Annotated in this window: 11 protein-coding genes and 1 tRNA gene; 6 read left to right on the forward strand and 6 right to left on the reverse strand. The window is 38.3% G+C overall.

Annotation, left to right across the window (positions count from 1 at the left end; genetic code table 11):
* Positions 1–450 precede the first annotated feature (450 nt).
* Positions 451–1,857: an MATE family efflux transporter gene (locus MQE36_RS12055; RefSeq protein ID WP_242936229.1), complete on the forward strand. Its 1,407-nt coding sequence runs from the start codon at positions 451–453 to the stop codon at positions 1,855–1,857.
* A 144-nt stretch (positions 1,858–2,001) separates the two neighbouring features.
* Here MQE36_RS12055 and MQE36_RS12060 read toward each other — a convergent pair whose 3' ends face one another.
* The 3 genes from MQE36_RS12060 to MQE36_RS12070 all read right to left on the reverse strand — a co-directional run bounded on the left by MQE36_RS12060 (position 2,002) and on the right by MQE36_RS12070 (position 9,832).
* Positions 2,002–4,626, reverse strand: a complete 2,625-nt coding sequence (locus MQE36_RS12060; protein WP_242936230.1) for an alkaline phosphatase D family protein — start codon at positions 4,624–4,626, stop codon at positions 2,002–2,004.
* A 154-nt stretch (positions 4,627–4,780) separates the two neighbouring features.
* The gene (locus MQE36_RS12065) at positions 4,781–6,535 is read right to left on the reverse strand and encodes a RagB/SusD family nutrient uptake outer membrane protein (RefSeq protein WP_242936231.1); all 1,755 of its coding nucleotides are present in this window, start codon (positions 6,533–6,535) and stop codon (positions 4,781–4,783) included.
* 48 nt (positions 6,536–6,583) lie between these two features.
* Complete coding sequence (locus tag MQE36_RS12070) at positions 6,584–9,832, reverse strand: SusC/RagA family TonB-linked outer membrane protein (protein ID WP_242936232.1); 3,249 nt, start codon at positions 9,830–9,832, stop codon at positions 6,584–6,586.
* Positions 9,833–10,093: 261 nt separating this feature from the next.
* Between MQE36_RS12070 and MQE36_RS12075 the strand changes: the two genes are divergently transcribed.
* Positions 10,094–13,096, forward strand: coding sequence for a ligand-binding sensor domain-containing protein (locus tag MQE36_RS12075; RefSeq protein ID WP_242936233.1), 3,003 nt, complete (start codon positions 10,094–10,096; stop codon positions 13,094–13,096).
* Between the two features lie 31 nt (positions 13,097–13,127).
* Here MQE36_RS12075 and MQE36_RS12080 read toward each other — a convergent pair whose 3' ends face one another.
* Together MQE36_RS12080 and MQE36_RS12085 are read right to left on the reverse strand one after the other, a co-directional pair.
* Complete coding sequence (locus MQE36_RS12080) at positions 13,128–15,254, reverse strand: Tex family protein (protein ID WP_242936234.1); 2,127 nt, start codon at positions 15,252–15,254, stop codon at positions 13,128–13,130.
* A 130-nt stretch (positions 15,255–15,384) separates the two neighbouring features.
* Positions 15,385–16,125, reverse strand: a complete 741-nt coding sequence (locus tag MQE36_RS12085; protein WP_242936235.1) for a peptidase associated/transthyretin-like domain-containing protein — start codon at positions 16,123–16,125, stop codon at positions 15,385–15,387.
* A 216-nt stretch (positions 16,126–16,341) separates the two neighbouring features.
* On the opposite strand from MQE36_RS12085, the gene MQE36_RS12090 reads away from it, so the two are divergent.
* From MQE36_RS12090 to MQE36_RS12105, 4 genes are all read left to right on the forward strand, one after another.
* On the forward strand, positions 16,342–16,935 hold the full coding sequence (locus MQE36_RS12090; protein WP_242936236.1) for a glutathione peroxidase: 594 nt from the start codon (positions 16,342–16,344) through the stop codon (positions 16,933–16,935).
* Between the two features lie 53 nt (positions 16,936–16,988).
* Positions 16,989–18,158, forward strand: a complete 1,170-nt coding sequence (locus MQE36_RS12095; protein ID WP_242936237.1) for a trans-sulfuration enzyme family protein — start codon at positions 16,989–16,991, stop codon at positions 18,156–18,158.
* Between the two features lie 12 nt (positions 18,159–18,170).
* Positions 18,171–18,893 (forward strand): bacillithiol biosynthesis deacetylase BshB1, encoded by a 723-nt coding sequence (gene bshB1 / locus MQE36_RS12100; protein ID WP_242936238.1) that lies wholly within the window; start codon positions 18,171–18,173, stop codon positions 18,891–18,893.
* Between the two features lie 64 nt (positions 18,894–18,957).
* Positions 18,958–19,033 (forward strand) — tRNA-His (locus tag MQE36_RS12105).
* 207 nt (positions 19,034–19,240) lie between these two features.
* On the opposite strand, the gene MQE36_RS12110 is transcribed toward MQE36_RS12105, so the two are convergent.
* On the reverse strand, positions 19,241–19,456 hold the full coding sequence (locus MQE36_RS12110; protein ID WP_278286660.1) for a transposase: 216 nt from the start codon (positions 19,454–19,456) through the stop codon (positions 19,241–19,243).
* Positions 19,457–19,858 lie beyond the last annotated feature (402 nt).

Consider the following 19,858-nt stretch of genomic DNA (forward strand, 5'->3'; position numbering starts at 1 on the left):
ACAGAATATCCGTAATTACTCATAAAACTGCTCGTGAGCCTGAACTTGTTTTAGATCTTTGTAAAATGTTGATTTGCAAACAGCACAAGATACTGAAACAAGTTCAATATAACGAAAACAAGCTGTTGAGACTATAAGTGGATAATCAATTAAAAAATAAGAACCAATAATGATTCCCTTCAAAAACAACAGCTATAGTCCGGAATCTCTTTATTTTTCAGGGATACCGAAAAAAGCATAAAAAGGTGTTGTCTTTTTGAAAAAAAGCAGCACCTTTGTCATATGATTCTGATAGCGATAATAGCAGACTGAAGTACCGGACACTTTCGGTACTGACCAATAACAACCGACGGGTGATAAAGAGTGCGGATTGGCCTTTTAACTTGGCATGATATTCCACGATATTCTTTCCCCAAATTAATTACTTTTATTTTTTAATCGCTTAATCTAATGACATCGAGTAAATATAATATCAAAGAGATTTTTAACCTTTTTAAAGATGCTGTTTCAGGTAAAGAAATGGACTATACCCGGGGAAGCATCCGTAAGGCAATATTTATGCTTTCCATACCAATGATATTGGAAATGTGTATGGAATCGGTTTTTGCCTTAGTAGACATAGCTTATGTATCACGGGTAAGTACGAATGCTGTTGCTACGGTCGGACTTACCGAATCGGTAATTACTTTAGTATATGCTGTAGCTGTCGGACTTAGTATGGCTGCGACGGCAGTTGTTGCACGTCGGATCGGGGAAAAGGATAATGCAGGAGCGAATCAGGCAGCAGTTCAGATAATCTTATTGGGGAGTATCGTTGCCGTTGTGGTAAGTATTATAGGGATTTCTTTTCCCAAAGAAATTTTGGCTCTTATGGGAGGAGAAACCGATTTGATTGAAGAAGGCTACAGGTATACACAAATCTTGTTCGGAGGAAATATAACCATAGTACTTTTGTTCCTGATTAATGCAATTTTTAGGGGGGCAGGGAATGCCTCTATGGCCATGTGGGCACTGGTACTGTCTAATGGTCTTAATATTATACTGGACCCCATTTTAATATTCGGGTTTGGCCCTGTTCCGGCATACGGTGTTGCCGGAGCAGCAATAGCGACCACAATCGGCCGTGGAACTGCAGTTATTTTTCAGTTATTTGTATTGTTTTATGGAGCAACACGTATTAAGTTGGCCTATAGAGACCTGGTGGTCAGAACGAAGGTAATGCTGAACCTGATTAAAGTATCTCTGGGAGGAATCGGGCAATTCATAATAGGAACATCAAGCTGGATCTTCCTGATGCGGATTATTAGTGAGTTTGGTAGTGAAGTATTGGCAGGTTACACCATTTCCATCCGGATTATGATGTTTACTATAATGCCCTCATGGGGTATGAGTAATGCCGCGGCAACCCTGGTCGGACAAAACCTGGGAGCGAATCAGCCGGACAGGGCAGAGGTTTCCGTATGGAAGACCAGTAAGTACAATGCTTATTTTATGATTCTGGTTTCGTTGCTGTATTTGTTTTTTGCAAATACCATAATCGGATGGTTTAGTGACGTGCCGGAAGTGGTAAAATACGGAGCCATGAGCTTACGGATAGTTGCTGCAGGCTATGTGCTATATGCCTACGGGATGACTATAACAAATGCTTTTAACGGAGCAGGGGATACCAGAACACCTACCATTATTAATTTTTTCTGTTTCTGGATGTTTCAGTTACCGTTCGCTTATATAGCAGCGCTTTCTTTTGACTGGGGACCAAAAGGTGTTTTTTGGGGAATTATGCTTGCCGAATCGCTGATAGCCCTGGTTGCGATCTATTGGTTTAAAAAAGGTAAATGGAAGCTGGTAAAAGTTTAACCTGGTTCTTGACTGGTACAGAAACCGAGACTCTTGAGATAAAGAGTCTCGGTTTTTAAATTATAGTTATAATAAAATACGGAATTGTTGTTATGTATGATTTTTAAGGTATAAAGGCGTTTATGATCAATAATTCCGGATAATTTAAATTTGTATACGCCTGTTCTGTTCTTTCGAAGCACTGATATCTTTAATTTCTTTAAAAAAACCGGTTTCCGGATTCCGAATTATAAGCCGGTGATTTTTCAATGAAAAAGTTTTAGGGGTGAAAGATTTGCTATTGACTCTCAGGCTATAAACAAGTATGTCTTTTTCGTCGTATAGTTCTATTACAGGGTTTGAAACGTTCACAAATTGCAACCCGGGCATCCATCCTTTTGCTTTCTTGCCATAGTTTTGATCTTGTTTTATTACGATAGGCCATCCGTCGTATTGACCATCCGGATTGATTGATGGATTTACATATCTTGGCCAGCATTCAATTTTAATTTCCCGTTTCGTTTTATCAAAAACAATAATTCCATAACCTGTGACCCGATCGTAAATAACAGAAGGTTTTTTATGCGTTTTATATGGGTTCGCGGCAGATACTACAGTCAGTTTATTGCCAAAGGCATCGTCAAAATCACCGGTATATAAGGGTCTTCCCAGTAGTGGTTTATGACCATGACTTAAGGGTGGCCACCACCGTCGCGGCCAGATATTATTAAGAGCCGGTGCGGCGAATGCAAAACCGGAATCCCCGTATTCGTCTACGCCATACTGTATGGTAGCCGGTAAATGCTGATCACCTGCTATATGAAAGGCAAATGATTTGCGAATCGTTTCGATGGCTTTATTCCTGCCTTTTTGAGGCCATCCGTTAGAATCCATATCGGCCATTGGCATATCATCTGGTATATAATGACCTTTTTCCGGTATTGGAAGCCTGGGGTTAACTTCGTCTATCATTGTACCTTTTGGCAAGGTTTGTAAAGTACAAAAAGTGGTTTGTGAAATGACAGCTTTCATTTGTGCTCCGTTCCAATTGGTGGTCCAATCATCTAAAAAACGGATTTGTCTTTCGCCCAATAGGGCTGCTTCTATATGTGAATGATCCTTAATGTTAAAATCCGGATTTTGGATAAAACCGTTCATTACTTTTGCTTCCGGAGGGAGTACATTTTTTGGAGCGGATTTAAATTTGCGATCTTCCAGGATAGCAAAACTGATGTTACCGTAATTCCAATGTGTATAATAAACACCAATATGCTGTTTAACAGGTGTTGCATCATAAGGATCCGGAAGGTTGCTGGTTTGTGTTTTCTGAACGACGTTTACCCATGCTGCGGGCATTTTATATCCGCCGCCGTCCTGAGAATTATATCCCCATCCTTTATTAACAGAAGCTTTCTTTCCTGCTTCACCCCATACATTACCATGATAGACATCGTGATCGTCAGGAAGAAAAGCCGATGGAATATTTTTGAAAATATCCCGGTACGACCAGCCGAACATATACCATTTGTGTAAATAATCCAAAATAGATTTTTCCAATGGTCCTTTCTGATACCTGAACCCCCCGTGATTTTCATAAAACTGATCTCCAAGAAAAAGCGCCAGGTCAGGACGATGTTTTAAAGTATTTTCTACAACTTCATTATTTGGGAATCCATAATGGCAATTGCAACTAAAGACGGCCGCTTTTAATTGATCGTTAAAAACCGGATTAGCGGCAATAATACCTTCATAAGAGTATTTTTCAATATTGTCTTTTAAAGGAAGCTCAAGTACTACCTTATAGGGAATATCCTTGTTTTCGTTCCATTTGTTTTTTCTGAAATGAGCTGTGCGTGAAAGAGGGTCTATTACTGATTGTGCAATTGTCTCCCATTTATTATGTTTAAAAACCTGCAATATAACCTTATGATTTTTAATTTTTTCAACAGGAGCTAACTGAGTCGTCATTTTAAGAACCCCTTCATGTAGTGTATATTGTGAGAAGCAAATTGGGCCAAATGTTTGTTGAAGTGAGGCTTTTAATTTCTTTCCTGAAATATTCCAGTCATAAAAGAAGCCTGCCGGAGTGTCTTTTTCTTCTTTATTAGAAGTGAAATCTGATAATAATGCGATGTTGCCTACCAGGTCTTGTGACGAAATGTTTTTAAGTTCTATCCTGTCTAGGATGTTGTTGTTTAATGTGCTAACAGCATAGAACTCTGCATTGTATGTGTCGTTGTTTTTCCTGGCATTTAATGTTAACCGAACAGGGACGTTGGGGTCTATGGGGATGCTTCCGGTTTTATCGCCTATGAATATATTTCCATTAGTGTATATGCCAGCTTCTAAACCTTTCCCAAAAATGGCATCTCTTCGATAATCTTGAAACGTTACCGGGCAAGGATAATCTCCGGCTTTAGCGCCGATTCTAAAGCCAATTCTGTCCTTTAAACTGTTTGTCTTGGCAGTAAGCTCTATAGTGATACTGGTTGAAAAATCTCCAGGGTGTTTACCTAACTGATATTGAAGTTGATGGAGAGTTCTGTTGGCACCACATACAACACACGCTACTTTCCCATTCCTTATTTGCCAGTCCTGCAACCGGTTACCCCAAAAACCCGGACCTGTCCAATTTATATCCGGCCACCTTTCCCAGCTGCTTTTTACGGATAACACACTGTTTTTATCAGCTTTAACTTTTGATTCATTTTGCCATATTTGAGTATTTCCAGCCATGGGTATCGAGGCTAGTCCTAAAAACATGGTTTTAAGGTATTCTTTCCTGTTCATATGTTTAATGATAAAGGGGGATTTACAGATGAGAGATAGAAGACAATTCCCTTTGTGAAGAGTTGTTCGTTCTTTTAAAGGGAAATTGCCTTGACCAACCAAATTTAACTAAGTTTTCTAGTTTAAAACCTTGTATGAATGATGAGGACTATTATTAATAACCTGGATTCTGAATTAGATTAGGGTTGGTGTTTATCCAATCAAGATGTATCGGTAAATAATAGCGTTCCATACCAAACGATCTCGTTACACTTTCTGCATTTTTAAGGGTAATCATATATCTGTCGGTATCTAAATTATATTTAAAAGTTAAGCCTTTCATTCTTACTCCATCCATTTTTTCCTGAGCGATTCTCCATCTTTTTAAATCCCAGTAGCGGTGTTCTTCAAATGCAAGTTCTACCTGTCGTTCATTTCTCAGGTTGTCTTCTGATACGCTCATCAATGCCGGTACTCCTGCCCTGTTTCTTATAGCATTAAGATCGGTTAGAGCCTCGTCTTTTTTGTCTAGGTAAAAAGCCGCTTCAGCATGGTTGAGTAATATTTCAGCATATCTGAAAACATAAAAATTCTGGCCTGAAGCATTTGCGATCGGGTTTGTATTTGACTCATCTACTTTTTTTCTGACTAAAAGGGAAGTGTTTCGTACGTTTCGAGGCGGAGCAGCAGCCGGCCATGGCGTTCCGTCTCTGTCCAGAGTACCGCTGTTTACCGTAACAACCTCCCCGTTAGTATTCGTATAAGTCGTGCTAACGTGAAAATAGACTGTACCGCCTTGCCATTCGTATTCCGGATAATATACCGATGCTCTGAACCGGGGATCGCGCATCCCGAAAAATTCATTGATATCCCAGGAATTTTCATCAGTTAGCTCATCTCTTGATACGCCAGTAATGGGGCTCCCTTCTACAAAACCGTAGAGTTCTACAAAATCGTAGAACACCGGATAGTTGGAATTCCATGAAGCGCTGAAACCTTGTGGGGTTGCCAGGTTATCGAAAGAATGGCCTTTTACAAAAGGTTCAAATACTTTTGCAAATATGACTTCGTCATTTTCTTCATCTAAAAACAGTTGAATATAATTTTCAACTTTATCATCGCTTTTATCGTATAAAACATACCCCCCCTCATTTATGATTTTTTGAGACGCGTCATAACTTCTTTGGTAATACGTATTTGCTTCAGTAGCTGCAATTCCAACAATTCCTTCAAGTTGCATCTCACCAAACATTGCAATGCTGGCAGCATAAAGCATAGCTCTACTTTGTAATGCCAGGGCAGTAAATTTATCGGCCCGACCGTTAACACCACTTTTAGCATCTGGAAATAACGGCAAGATGTCATTTATCTCGTTATAAATAAAGTCGTACACTTCCTTTTCGGTATTTCGGGAGGGGTAGAGTTCCTCAGTCGGGTCAGTATCATTTTGAACCTTTGTCACTATGGGAACCCCGCCGTAACGTCTGACCAACTCAAAGTACATATAAGCTCTTAAAAATCTGGCTTCAGCTATTTTTGCATTTATATAGTCCCGGGTAAAAGAAATACTGTTTTCAATATTCTCAAGCAGGTAATTTACATCCCTGATATTACCATACGGCCAATAAGTTAAAGACCCGCCACCGTTTTCTTCAGAATATGTCCTTAAAACAGCCTGATTAGGTGTTTGCCAATTGGCGAAAGCAGTATGTTCTGCCCCGACCGCAGCAATGAGTCCCATTGCATTATTGCCTTCTCCACCTAAATCTTGAAATCTGATAGCTTCATATATTTTTGCTAAATAAGCTTCGGTAAGGTTTTCATCTTCAAAAACCACATCCTCAGAAATAAAGTTGGGTTCTTTGGTAAGATCTTTATCGCAGCCTGTAAATAAAGCTGCTATTATCATGATTAAAAATATATTTTTCATCTCTTTATGTTTAATTTTAGACAACAATAAATGCTTCTGAGTACAGCTCTATAAGCCTAGCTGTACCCCAAACGAATAAGTTCTGAGTAAAGGTGCATTAAACGCATTTGGGGCTGAAGACTCTTCCGGATCAATGGCATTTTTGTAAATGCCCAGGTTTGAAAAAGTAATTAGATTGTCTCCCGATACATAGAACAGTACTTTAGTAAAGCCAATAGTTTTAATTACTTCTTTTGGTAAATTGTAAGATAAATTGGCAGTTTTTAATCTAAAATATGTTCCGTCTTTTAACCAGAAATCAGACGCGGCATTATTCCATTGCCTGCTCCCGCTTCTTTCATAAGCAGGTAGTTGTGCATTGGGGTTGTTTCCAATTCCTGGGTTTGAAGGATCTTGTGTCCAGCTATATTTTGTGTGTAAGGTAAGAGGCACTTGTTCATTTGAGAAAGGCGCTCTTAACAAACCATTGACGTTGACATTAAACCTGGAAGCTCCTTGCCATAGCATTGAAAGGGAGAAGTTTTTATAAGAAAACCTGGTGTTTAGAGAGTATGTTATTTCCGGATTGGATCCGTATCCCATTTGGTATCTGTCTGCCCTGTCAATTATATTATCGCCATTGAGATCTGAATAACGAATATCTCCGACTTTAGGCGTACCATTAAGGCCGGCGGTACCTCCTTCGATGGTGTATTGAGACAAGTAATCGTCTACTTCTTGCTGGGTATTGAACAAGCCGTTGGATTTGTAACCAAACCATCTGTTTACCCATCTTCCGGAGCGTTGGTCAAATTTCACCTGTACCGGATCGGTTTCGTCAATTTCTTCTAAGTAGTCTTCGTATTTTTCGCGGGAAAAACCTATTCCGGCATTGAGGTCGATCTTAAAGTCATTAATTTGTGTTCTGTATCCCAAAGCAGCATCAAAACCTCTGTTACTCCTGCTATCAGTATTAACAAGTGGCAGGTTGGCACCGAAAGTATTAGGAAGGCTAACCAATGGTCTTCTTAAAAGACCTTCCCTTTTCCTGTAAAAGACATCTAAATTTGCATACAGCTTCCCTTTGAACAACGAGAGATCCAGGCCGGCATTGTATAAGGTTGTTTCTTCCCAGGTAATGTTAGGGTTAACAATACCGGCAGTTCTGATAACGGGAACATATTCACCATCAATAATATAAATGTCATTCAATTCTTCATAACCGGTTAAAAAGTCAAATGCCGTGTTGCTGACATTATTATCGATACCTGTTTCACTATAACTTAATCTTAACTTAAGTTCATCGACAGAAGTACTGTTTAAAAAGTCTTCTTTGGCAATATTCCAACCTGCCATTACAGAAGGAAAATATCCCCACCTGACATCTGTTCCGAATTTAGAACTGGCATCGGCACGTAATGTGGCTTCGAACAGGTATTTTTCTTTGTAATTGTAATTCAGCCTTCCTGCAAAACTAACACGGGTGTACTCTATGTCTCTTCCGGTACCAGAGGTTGATGTCAGATCTTCAGGGCCGTTTATCTGAGGGATTTGCGTAGTAAGTAAATCTCTTCTGGAAGCCCCGAGAGAATTGTATGTATTGTCTTCTTTTTCACCAAAAACAAGAAGCCCGATTTGATGATCATTAAATGTATTGTCAAACTGACCATATAATCTCGATAAGATCCTCCTTCTTGGTCCGTCACCGCCATTCACTGATTTACTGAATGAATTAGTTAAAATGGTAGCTTCTTTCGTATATCCGTCAAAATCTTCAGTTACAGCGGCAGGATCGTAACTCCAGACGTCGTACGGCTGATTTAAGGTTTCATTGCTTATTGTTCTCAACCTGACGTTGGTCTTTGCTCCCAGCGTAAGGCCTTCTAAAAATTTCGGACTGTATTTTAGCTCAAGTGCAGCGGTAAGCGTTTCAACTTTTGTTTTATTGTACCCGGCAAACTTTTTTTGTGACCTGGCTACGGGGTTCCTTTGGCTGAATCCTGTATAAGGAGCTCTGTCTTTATCCGGAAGTTCATAAGCATATATGGGCTGAGAGGTACGAAGCTCATTCCAGATTTCACCCAGGCTTCCCGATGCATAGTCCCTGTCTTGATCGATGTATTGACTGGTAAGGCTCATTCCTAACTCGTCGGTAATGTCAACATCCAGATTGTTGGTTACGGTCATTTTATTATATTGATAATCGCCATTAAAGATTCCTTGCTGACTTAATGTACCTACAGAAGTAAAATACTTTACATTTTCGCTGCCACCCCTCAAACTGAAATTATGGCTTGACAGGGGAGACCCCGAATTTCGAAGTAGCCCGTCTACCCAGCTATAACTTGGCTTCTGACCAGAGCTATAGAGCTCCAGGTTCTCTTCTGTAAATAAAGTACCATAATTAATATCCTGATTAGGGTTTGCCGGGTCATATTGAGTATTAAAAACAGCATTTCTACCTGTCTGGATAAAATCGGAAGCATTTACCTGTTCAGGAAAAGTCAGTCGCTGTTGTAATCCGTAATAACCATGATAATTGAAACTGGACTTCCCTTCTTTTCCTCTTTTTGTGGTTACCAGGATGACCCCATTACCGGCTCGGGCCCCGTAGATAGCAGCTGATGCATCTTTCAAAACAGTAATAGATTCGATATCGTTTGGATCTAATCTGTCAAAGTAAGATTCAATACCGTCGACAATAACCAAAGGCTCTCCAAACCCCCTTATACTTAAAGAAACATTACCTTGACCCGGTAATGACGGATTTTGATTGGTAATTAACCCCGGTACTTGACCAATCATCAAATCCTTCACATTGGTTGCGGGTATTGAAACAACATCGTCGGCTTTAATGCTTGATACAGCACCGGTAACATTCAGTTTTTTTTGCGTTCCATAACCCACCACGACAACCTCGTCCAGGGTAGATGTTTCGGTAATTAAGATAATATCAATATTCGTTCTTCCATTTATTGGAACTTCCTGAGTTTTGAATCCTACAGAGCTAACTATCAGAATTGCATTTGGGTTTGGCGCCGAAAGATTAAATATTCCATCAAAATCGGTTGCAACACCTATGTTAGTTCCTTTGATAACAACACTCACACCGGGAATAGCGATTCCTTCTTCATCGGTTATTTTACCCGAAATATTAGTTTGAAAGCGGGTGTTGTTTTTAAGATGATTCTCTTTGAGTACAGTGTGGTTAAAACCATACACAGAAGCGCATAACAGTAAAGCCAAAGTATAGACCGGCCCCTTTAAAAAACGATTCTTGGGCAACAATACTCCCTTGTTAAATAGTTTAGTTCTCATACATAAAAAATTATTGGTTAAAAAGTCATTTGGTCTTAGCAGCTAATAAAACAATATGGTTTTTGAGTAGTGCATGTCCAAACTTATATCAATAAATTCTAGACGAACAGGGTGTTTGGGTATACATTTAGGTTACATTTATATTTCATTTAGGTTACATAGCAGGTGTTTTTTAAATAAATAGTATCATTGTATAATGTTGTTTTAAAGAGTTTTATGTTGATTATATATACCTTTTTTAAAAATGTTAAAAATTACATAATGAGTTTCGTCAGGTTAAGTGCTTTATTTCTGTTTTTTATTCTTTTCTCTTGTAAGGTTACAGGACAGCATATTCGGTTTAAGTATGTTAATAAGGATACCGGGCTCTATGATAATTTAATAAAGAGCATTGTACAAGACGATAAAGGAACCGTTTGGATAGCAACTAGTTTGGGGGTTAACAAGCTTGACGGGAATGAAGTTAAAAAGTATTCTTTGAGTAATGGTACTGCGGCTGTAGTAAACATGTTGTATGAAGATTCCAGGAGACAGCTTTGGGCGGCTACAGAGTTCGGGCTCTATAAATATAATTCCGGTACGGACAGATTCGACTATTGGGAATCAATAGATCCTAAATTAAACGAAGCCCTTAAATCAGATATTTTCGAAATTTTAGAGGCCGATGATGGCAGTCTTTTGATAATCAATTCTCATGGATACGTTATTAGGTTTTCAGAAACCAATGATTTTAAAACTACATTTTATTCGTATAAAGATACCAATGGCAAGAGGCTTTACATGAAAACTATGGCAAAAGATGCTGATGGAAACCTATGGTTAGGCACAAATGATGGAAGGTTATTACAGGTTTCAGACAACCGGCTGGTTACGACCGGGTTTGCAAAAACAAAAAACGAATCTGCGATTCAGGTTATCGTTTTCGACGATCAAAACCAGTTATGGATCGGAACCTCAGGAAACGGGCTTTTCCGATTTAATCCTGCAACCAGGGATTATAAACATTATTACAAGAGCAATAATAACGACGTATCAAAAAGTATTAACGATAACATCATTTTATCATTATACGTAGATAAACAAAACAATTTATGGATCGGTACCGACAGTGGAGGGCTTAATTTATATCAGATTGATGAAGATACTTTTTCCTATATAAATAGCCTGGCTATTCCTAATTACTCAATACCGGACAATTCAATTTCATATATAACCCAGGGGTATGGTGATATTATTTGGGTCGGAACGATACATGGCGGCGTCAGTTATTTTAAAAATGAATTAGTTCTGAATAATATCTCACCTGTGAAACTCAAATTTCCTAAAAACGACCAGCAGGGGTCTGTGGTTTTAAAAGACAAAAAGGGAAATTTATGGGTTTCTGCGGGCAGGAACGGATTAAGGATGTATGATCCCCGAAGCGGAAGAACAAAAGTTTTTATCGATGACCCTGATTCTCAAACAGATTTAAATGGTAATATTATAATATCGCTTTTTGAAGACCCTAAAGGCAGGATTTGGATTGGAACATATTGGAATGTTTTAAACATATACGACCCTGAAAAAGATAAATTTATAGCTTTTCCTAAACAGGATCATACACGAGGGACTTTTGCTATAGAAAAAGATGATGAAGGTCGTATATGGCTCGGGTGTAATTCGGGGATTTATATTTATGACACAGACCTGAATCTCATAAAATCAATTCAAAAAGGAGGTGCAGAAGGGTTAACTTCCAATACTGTTAAGGCATTGTATAACGATGTTAAAGGCGATATGTGGATAGGTACCAGGGATGGATTAAATATATATCATAAAGAGAATGATAAGTTCGAAAAATTCTTTTTTGATGTTGATGACAGTACTTCGTTGAGCTGTGATAATATTGTTTCAATAGCAGGGAACGAGGATTTATCAATATTGATAGGTACCTATGGGGGAGCCTTGAATGTTTATTCAAGAGAAAAGAAAAATTTTAAGAGAATAGGGGCTGATGAAGGTTTGAATGGAGAAATTATCAGGGGGATTAATATCGATAATGATAAAAATGCATGGTTGAGTACAAATTCAGGGTTAAGTAAGATCTCCCCTGATTGGCAAATAGAGAACTTTGATATAGAACATGGAATACATGGCTTTAATGGAGGAAAGGCTCTATTGGTAAATGATACAATGTATATGGGAAACAGTAACGGGTTAACCTATTTTAATCCTTCGAAGATGGTATTTGATTCGCTGTCCCCTAAAATTTTTATTACCAAGTTAAGGTTGTTGGAAAATAAAACATTTGAAGAAATACCTTTTTCAGTGATAGCCAACAACGAAGAAGAAATTCCTGAGGTGATGATGCTTCCCGATAATGACTTGATATCGGTACATTTTGCAACGTCAGATTATTGGACCTCAGAAAAAAATTCTTTCGTATTTATGCTTGAAGGGCTGAATGATAACTGGCAGAGTATACAAAAGCAAAACATTCTGACTTTTGCCAATCTTGCCCCGGGCAATTACCTTCTTCGTATAAAAGTAAATCCGGAAAGCAATACAGAGGATGTTCAGGAAGCAATGCTAAAAATAGTTGTTAAGCCTTCTTTTTTTCAAATGGGAGTAGTAAGACTTGGGTTATTGATGTTTGTGTTTACAGGAATCATATTCTTGTTTGTTTGGAGAGATCGCTATATCAAAGCACAAAGAAACAGGCTTGAATTTTTGGTAAAAGAAAAAACAAAAGAAATTAAGCGTCAGGAAGAGGAAGCTTTTAAGAAAGATCTGGCCCTGCTTGAAGCCGAGAAAAAAAACCAAGAACTGCATCGCAAAAGACTTAGAGAAGAACTTAATTTTAAAATAGAGGAACTTACGAATTATACCTTGCGAACGCTACAAAAGAATGATTTGCTTATTGGGATTAAAGAAATGCTTGTGAAAGCCAAGAGCAACCCAAAACCGCAAAAGATACAAACTTCTGCAATCGTAAGTATGATAGACGATAGTCTGAGGTTTGATAAGGATTGGGAGGATTTTTACACATTGTTTAATCAACTGCACCCGACTTTTATAAAAAGCTTGAAAACGCAGCATCCGGAATTGTCTGAGCGAGAAATAAAATTGTGCTCACTTATTAAATTAAAGTTTACATCACAACATATAGCTACTTTATTTGGTATTTCCTTGAGTTCTGTTAAAGTTGCCAGGCATCGTCTGAGAAAAAAATTGTATTTAAGTAAAGATGAAGATTTTGAAACTTTTTTTGAGACCTTTAAATAACCCCCTTCAAGCCAGAGAAGGGGCGTTATTTTTAATCAATCATGGATAATTGTATTCTTTTTCTAACGATGTCAACCTCAATTACTTTGACCTCTACATGCTGATGTAGTTGTACTACCGAATTGACATCGCTGATAAATTCATTGGCAAGTTTCGAGATATGCACCAAGCCACTTTCTTTAATACCGATATCGACGAAGCATCCAAAATTAGTGATGTTGTTGACAATACCCGGAATTTTCATCCCTGCTTTAACATCGTCAATAGTTCTTAAACCCGGATCAAATTCAAAGACCTTAGCTTTTTTCCTCGGATCTAGCCCCGGTTTTTCAAGCTCTTTAACAATATCTGTAAGCGTAGGCAACCCAACTGTTTCGGTAGTGTATTTCTGAAGATCGATTTTTTGTATGAGCTCCTTGTTTCCAACCAACTTATCCAAAGACACTTTTTTGTCTTTTGCCATTTGCTCTACAATAGCATAGCTTTCCGGGTGTACTGCCGAGTTGTCTAACGGATATTCAGCATTCGCGATCCTTAAAAAAGCAGCACTTTGTTCAAAAGCTTTAGTGCCAAGCCTGGGAACTTTCAGCAATTCTTTTCGAGTTTGTATACTCCCGTTTTCTGAGCGGTATTTAACTATATTTTCAGCCAGTCCGGTTCCGATACCTGATACATAACTTAGTAGTGGGGCAGAGGCTGTGTTCACATTAACACCAACGGAGTTTACGCAGCTCATGACTACCATATCGAGTTCTTCTTTTAATTTGGTTTGGTCTACATCGTGCTGGTACTGGCCGACCCCAATCGATTTTGGATCGATTTTTACCAATTCAGCCAGCGGATCCGCTAAACGGCGGCCAATAGAAACAGCACCACGTACTGTCACATCGTAACCTGGAAACTCCTGACGGGCTATTTTGGAGGCTGAATAAACAGAAGCCCCTGCTTCGTTCACTACAAAAACCTGAAGATCCCTGTCGAAACCTGTTTTTTTTATGAAAGCTTCCGTTTCCCTCGATGCAGTTCCGTTACCGATCGCAATGGCTTCAATATTATAGGCATTCACCAGCGATCTTACCTTTTTCATAGCCTGGGTCGTTTCCCGCTGTGGTGGATGTGGGTATATGTTCTCGTTGTGTTTTAAGTCGCCATTCTCATCCAAACAAACCACTTTGCAACCGCTTTTAAAACCAGGATCGATGGCCAGAATACGCTTCTCCCCAAGAGGAGCCGCTAAAAGTAGTTGACGTAAGTTGGAAGAGAAAACCTGTATGGCTGCTTCATCGGCTTTTTGCCTGGCTTCTTTTAATACTTCATTCGAGATTGCAGGGTCTAACAAGCGTTTAAAAGCATCTTCAATGGCGATAAACACCTGATTGGTACTGCTCTCAACATCCGTTTTTATAATGATATTGTCTATAATACCGATCGCTTCTTCTTTATCAACTTCTATTTTTATACGGACGATATCTTCATTTTCGGCACGAAGCATGGCCAGTAAACGGTGCGAAGGCGCCCGGTGTAACGGCTCGTTCCAGTCAAAATATTGTTGAAACTTTAGCGCGTCATCACTATCCTTTTTATCTTTGATAACCTTACTCGTAATAATGGCCTTTCTGGTGTAAAGATGCCTTAATTTATTGCGAACCCATTCATTTTCATTGATCCATTCCGCTATAATATCACGGGCCCCTTGTAAGGCCTCTTCGGCAGTGTTCACCTGATCATTTTTGTAGCGTTTTGCCGTTAGCTCAATATGATCGTCCTGCTGTTTCATAATAATTTTAGCCAGGGGTTCCAGCCCTTTACTTCTTGCCTTTGAAGCCTTGGTGGTCCTTTTCTTTTTATAAGGCAGATAGAGGTCTTCCAGCTGGGTTAAAGTTTCCGCCAGTTCGATCTTCTGTTGCAGATTTTCGGTTAAAGCCTCTTGCTCTGTTATCGCTTTTAAGATAGCCTGTTTACGTTTTTCCAGCTCTTCAAAACCTTGCTTTAGCTTGGAGATAGTTGAAATCTGTACCTCATCGAGGTTTCCGGTCATTTCTTTTCGGTATCTCGATATAAAAGGAATGGTACTGTCTTCCTCTAAAAGTTTTATAGTGTTTGCAACCCCTTTTTCGGGTAGTTGCGAATGCTTTATAACGTATTGTAGTAATTGCATGGTGTTAAATTAGTTAAAGAAGCCATTTCGACTGTTACTCTAGAAGTTGCCTTCTAACCAAAATCTCTTTGTCAACTGCAAAAATGCTGAAATATTTAAAGATAGCATAGTATCTTGCCTAAGATATTTATTATTGCTTTTCGCCTGAAGTAAGCTCTTTCTTGTACTCCTTGCTGATCTCGACCAATCGATCTAAAAGCAAGAAGTGGTTTTCTGTTTTCAGGAGTTCATCATTGATTTGTTGATTTTCACAAAAGAATAAAAAAAGATTCTTCTGATCAGGGGCAATTCTTAAACTTTTAGAAAGTAGTTTTTCGTTGAATAGGGTATGATTTTTAAATAAAGAGTCTAATGATCTGAATGAGATGTATTTTTGTGTAGCCTCTTTACTTTTTTTAAACAGGCCTATCAGTAAAGAGGCTGCTTTTATTAGATCCAGGTTGGTATCAGGCGTAAGTCCGTATTTTAATGGATCCCGTTTCATATCTTCTTTTAGTTGTTGAGTTATGTTCTTATTGTACTCATCTATATCAATATTTTTGGGGATAAATTTTTCAGTAAGCTCAACAGCCTGCAATTCATGTATTCTTTTCTTCAGCACAATTACCTGTATGTCGTTTAGATGTCCGGATTCAATGTTTAATGACTTTAGCTCATGATTATAGGAACTGAACAGGATGCTGTCGTTTATTTTGGCTTTTATGGCAAAATTCCCGTTTTCTCCTGAATAAACAGTTTTACCGTTTGTGAGGTTTACTACTTTAATCCCGGCTAGTCTGGAACTTTCATCATAAATAATCCCGGATAAATTTTGAGTGAATGAAAATAAGGGTAAAAAAATAATAATCAGTAAAAATTGCTGCTTGAACATGTTTGCCGGTTAGAGATTACAGCTTTAAACATAAGCTATTTCATACGTGCAATAAGTGTATTTTTATTTATTTTAACGATTTTTCCCCGTTATTAATAGCCTTTTAAGAAATTTACATAGGTTTTCCCGGCATTGATTTCATGCAGTAATAAACTTTTGTTATTCATCTTGAACCTTGCACCATATTTCTTAACTTTAAGGAAAAATAAAACAAAAATGAAAAGACTAGTTTTAGCCATTGTGGTGGTGCTTATAGTGAGTTGTAAATCAAAAGATAAACAGAAAGAATCTGTCCGGAAAGTGGCAGAAAATAAAGAGCAAACGATGCAAAAAGAAGATATTTACCAGTTTAAAGTAGAAGATTTATACGGAGATTCATTTGATTTTGCTTCTCTGAAAGGTAAAAAGATCATGATTGTGAATACGGCCAGTGAATGTGGTTTAACCCCGCAGTACGAAAATCTTCAGGAATTATACGATACCTATAAAAATGACAATTTTATTATTGTTGGGTTTCCCGCCAATAACTTTGGAGGACAAGAACCGGGTTCCGATGATGAAATAGCTGCTTTTTGTAAGAAGAACTATGGAGTAACCTTCCCTATGATGTCTAAAATATCGGTAAAAGGAGACGATATGCATCCTGTATACCGGTTTTTAACTCAAAAGGATAAAAATGGGTTAAAAGATTCGGAAGTACAATGGAATTTTCAAAAATACCTGATCGATAAAGAAGGGCATCTGGTAGAGGTAATTGATCCCAAAACACTACCAATAGACGAAAAGATCGTAGATTGGATTGAAGAATAAAAAACAATCAATAGTAACATCATAACCTGATAATCTATAACAATAATACATACATGAAGGCAAAAAACTTAAAGCTCAATACTGTTTGTACTCATATTGGCGAATTGAAGGACGAGCAATTTAAAGGAGCTGTGTCGCCACTATATATGAGTACCTCGTATGCCTATGAAAATGTAGAGATCAAACAATATCCACGCTATTTCAACACGCCAAACCAGAGAGGGCTGGCCAAGAAGATAGCAGCTTTGGAACATGCTGAGACGGCATTGATCTTTGGTAGTGGAATGGCTGCAATAAGTACTTCCTTATTGGCTTTTTTGGGCAAAGGGGATCATGTAGTTATGCAAAATCAATTGTATGGCGGCACACATAATCTGATAGTAGAAGAGTTTGATAAATTTGGCATAGCGTATACCTTTACTGCTGGTGTCGAAGAGCAAGACTTTAAAAACGCCATCAAGCCCAATACCAAAGTTCTGTATATAGAAACCCCCTCCAACCCTTTGTTAACAATTGTAGATATTCAAATGGTGGCAAATCTGGCCAGGAAATACAACCTGGTGTCAATGATAGATAATACTTTTGCCAGTCCGGTGAATCAGAACCCTGTCGATTTTGGGATCGATATTGTAATCCATAGTGCAACAAAATATCTGGGAGGGCATTCTGATATTTTAGCCGGAGCGGTCTGTGGCTCTAAAGAGCATCTTAAGGAGATTCACAGCCTGGCAAAGAATCTGGGCGGGAGCCTGAGCGATTATACAGTTTGGTTATTAGAGCGCAGTATAAAAACACTTGGAATACGAGTAAAGGCCCAAAACAGGAATGCGAGACGAATAGCCAAGCACCTTAAAAAGTTGCCGGAAGTTGTAAAAGTGTATTATCCGGGCCTTAAATCCCATCCCGATTATGAGCTGGCAAGGGAACAAATGAAAGGATTTGGCGGAATGATGTCTTTTGAATTGATAGAAGATATAGACCCGGTAGCATTTGTCAACAAGTTAAAATTAATAAAACCTTCGATGAGCCTGGCCGGGGTTGAAAGCACAATCTTGTCACCTGCAAAAACATCTCACGCCTTATTAAGCTCGAAAGAAAGGACAGCTATGGGGATTTCAGAAAACATACTCCGGTTTTCTGTAGGAATAGAACATAAAGACGATATAATAGCAGACATAGAACAAGCCCTGGCAAAAGTTAAAAAGCAAACAGTTACGACATAATTTTTATAATAAATGAAATTAGATATATTGGCATTTGGTAGCCATCCGGATGATGTAGAATTAGGATGCGGAGCTACTATTGCAAAAGAAATATCCTTTGGAAAAAAAGTTGGAGTTGTCGATTTAACCCGTGGAGAACTGGGAACCAGAGGATCTGCCGAAATAAGAGATAAAGAAGCATCGGCATCAGCAAGAATATTGGGAGTCAGTGCCCGGGAAAATATGGAATTTTCCGACGGGTTTTTTGTAAATGACAAAGTGCACCAGTTGGAGATCATTAAGATGATACGTAAATATCGCCCGGAAATCGTATTGTGTAATGCCATTGACGACAGGCACATAGATCATGCAAAGGGAAGCAAATTAGTAAGTGATGCATGTTTTTTGAGCGGACTCAGAAAAATTGATACAAAGTTCGATGGAGATGATCAGTGGCAGGAGGCATGGCGCCCAAAGTTTGTATACCATTACATTCAATGGAAAAATATAAAGCCGGATTTTGTGGTAGATGTGTCTGGTTTTATCGATAAAAAAATAGAGGCTATAAAGGCCTATTCATCTCAATTTTTCGACCCAGGTAGTGAAGAACCCCAGACACCAATCAGTAGTGTTAACTTTTTTGACAGCGTAAACTATAGAGCCAGGGATCTGGGCAGGTTAATTGGTGTAGAACATGCCGAAGGATTCACAGTGGAAAGATATTTGGGAGTCAATAGTTTAAGTGATCTGGTGTAAATTTTTATTAAAAAATCTTTTGTAAAACCGGATAATATTATACATTTGCATCCGCAATAAAGATGGTGGTTGTAGCTCAGCTGGTTAGAGCGCTGGATTGTGGTTCCAGAGGTCGCCGGTTCGAACCCGGTCTTCCACCCAATAGGCCTTCGAAATTAATTTTGAAGGCTTTTTTGTTTTCTGGGTTTGAGTTTTTTGGATCATCCTGGAATTGGATCAATCTCAAAAGTTGTGTTTATGCAAAGGAGCTTCTCTTCAAACACCAACGAACTACGATAACTCATTAATACAGTTTATGTTACCTTATAAAAAGCATTGTGAAAGTGGATCATACCCAATGGTTGTGTTTATGCAAAAATTGTAGTTAATCTATAAAGGAAGAATTCTACATTTTTCACTCCTCTAAACTGTGCTCTGAACGCTTTTATTTTAGCATTGAAAGCTTCAGCCGAAGCATTGGTGCTCCTGTTTATAAAATAATTCAAGATCGATTTATAGTTCATAGTTATCGTATTAGCTATGGTGTTAGATAATGGCCATCGGTCCTCACAATAGAACCATATAGAATTAAACTTCGATGGTCGGGTATAGCCGGTTTAATTGTTGTGTCCGATCTGAATTTTGGGTAACCTGAATGAAAGTACCAGTAAAAGCGATCAGATGTGGTTCAACATCAGAATACCGGATTTATAGGGGTTGTTTCCCTGCCTGTTCTTTATTAATCGATGCAAGTTTGAAAGATTTAGTTTTATTCAGGTCACTCATAACATCTTTTGCAACTGGGGACGTATTTATTCAAATACTTAACAAAAAAATTTCCGGATAACATGGTATTTAACAGTTATTGGCTAAAAAACTGTAAGGCTATTCTGTTGTAATAAAGTAATATTATTTATTTTACAGGGCGAAACGTGTATTAACGAGAGATTTATGTAAGATCAAAGCTAAATTTCCGGTTTTTAGAA

Source organism: Zhouia spongiae, assembly GCF_022760175.1.
GTDB lineage: Bacteria > Bacteroidota > Bacteroidia > Flavobacteriales > Flavobacteriaceae > Zhouia > Zhouia spongiae.

Excerpts from the sequence above, each read along its gene's own strand:
- MQE36_RS12055 (WP_242936229.1), top strand. The coding sequence starts at position 451 with ATGACATCGAGTAAATATAATATCAAAGAGATTTTTAACCTTTTTAAA.
- MQE36_RS12060 (WP_242936230.1), bottom strand. The coding sequence starts at position 4,626 with ATGAACAGGAAAGAATACCTTAAAACCATGTTTTTAGGACTAGCCTCG.
- MQE36_RS12065 (WP_242936231.1), bottom strand. The coding sequence starts at position 6,535 with ATGAAAAATATATTTTTAATCATGATAATAGCAGCTTTATTTACAGGC.
- MQE36_RS12070 (WP_242936232.1), bottom strand. The coding sequence starts at position 9,832 with ATGAGAACTAAACTATTTAACAAGGGAGTATTGTTGCCCAAGAATCGT.
- MQE36_RS12075 (WP_242936233.1), top strand. The coding sequence starts at position 10,094 with ATGAGTTTCGTCAGGTTAAGTGCTTTATTTCTGTTTTTTATTCTTTTC.
- MQE36_RS12080 (WP_242936234.1), bottom strand. The coding sequence starts at position 15,254 with ATGCAATTACTACAATACGTTATAAAGCATTCGCAACTACCCGAAAAA.
- MQE36_RS12085 (WP_242936235.1), bottom strand. The coding sequence starts at position 16,125 with ATGTTCAAGCAGCAATTTTTACTGATTATTATTTTTTTACCCTTATTT.
- MQE36_RS12090 (WP_242936236.1), top strand. The coding sequence starts at position 16,342 with ATGAAAAGACTAGTTTTAGCCATTGTGGTGGTGCTTATAGTGAGTTGT.
- MQE36_RS12095 (WP_242936237.1), top strand. The coding sequence starts at position 16,989 with ATGAAGGCAAAAAACTTAAAGCTCAATACTGTTTGTACTCATATTGGC.
- bshB1 (WP_242936238.1), top strand. The coding sequence starts at position 18,171 with ATGAAATTAGATATATTGGCATTTGGTAGCCATCCGGATGATGTAGAA.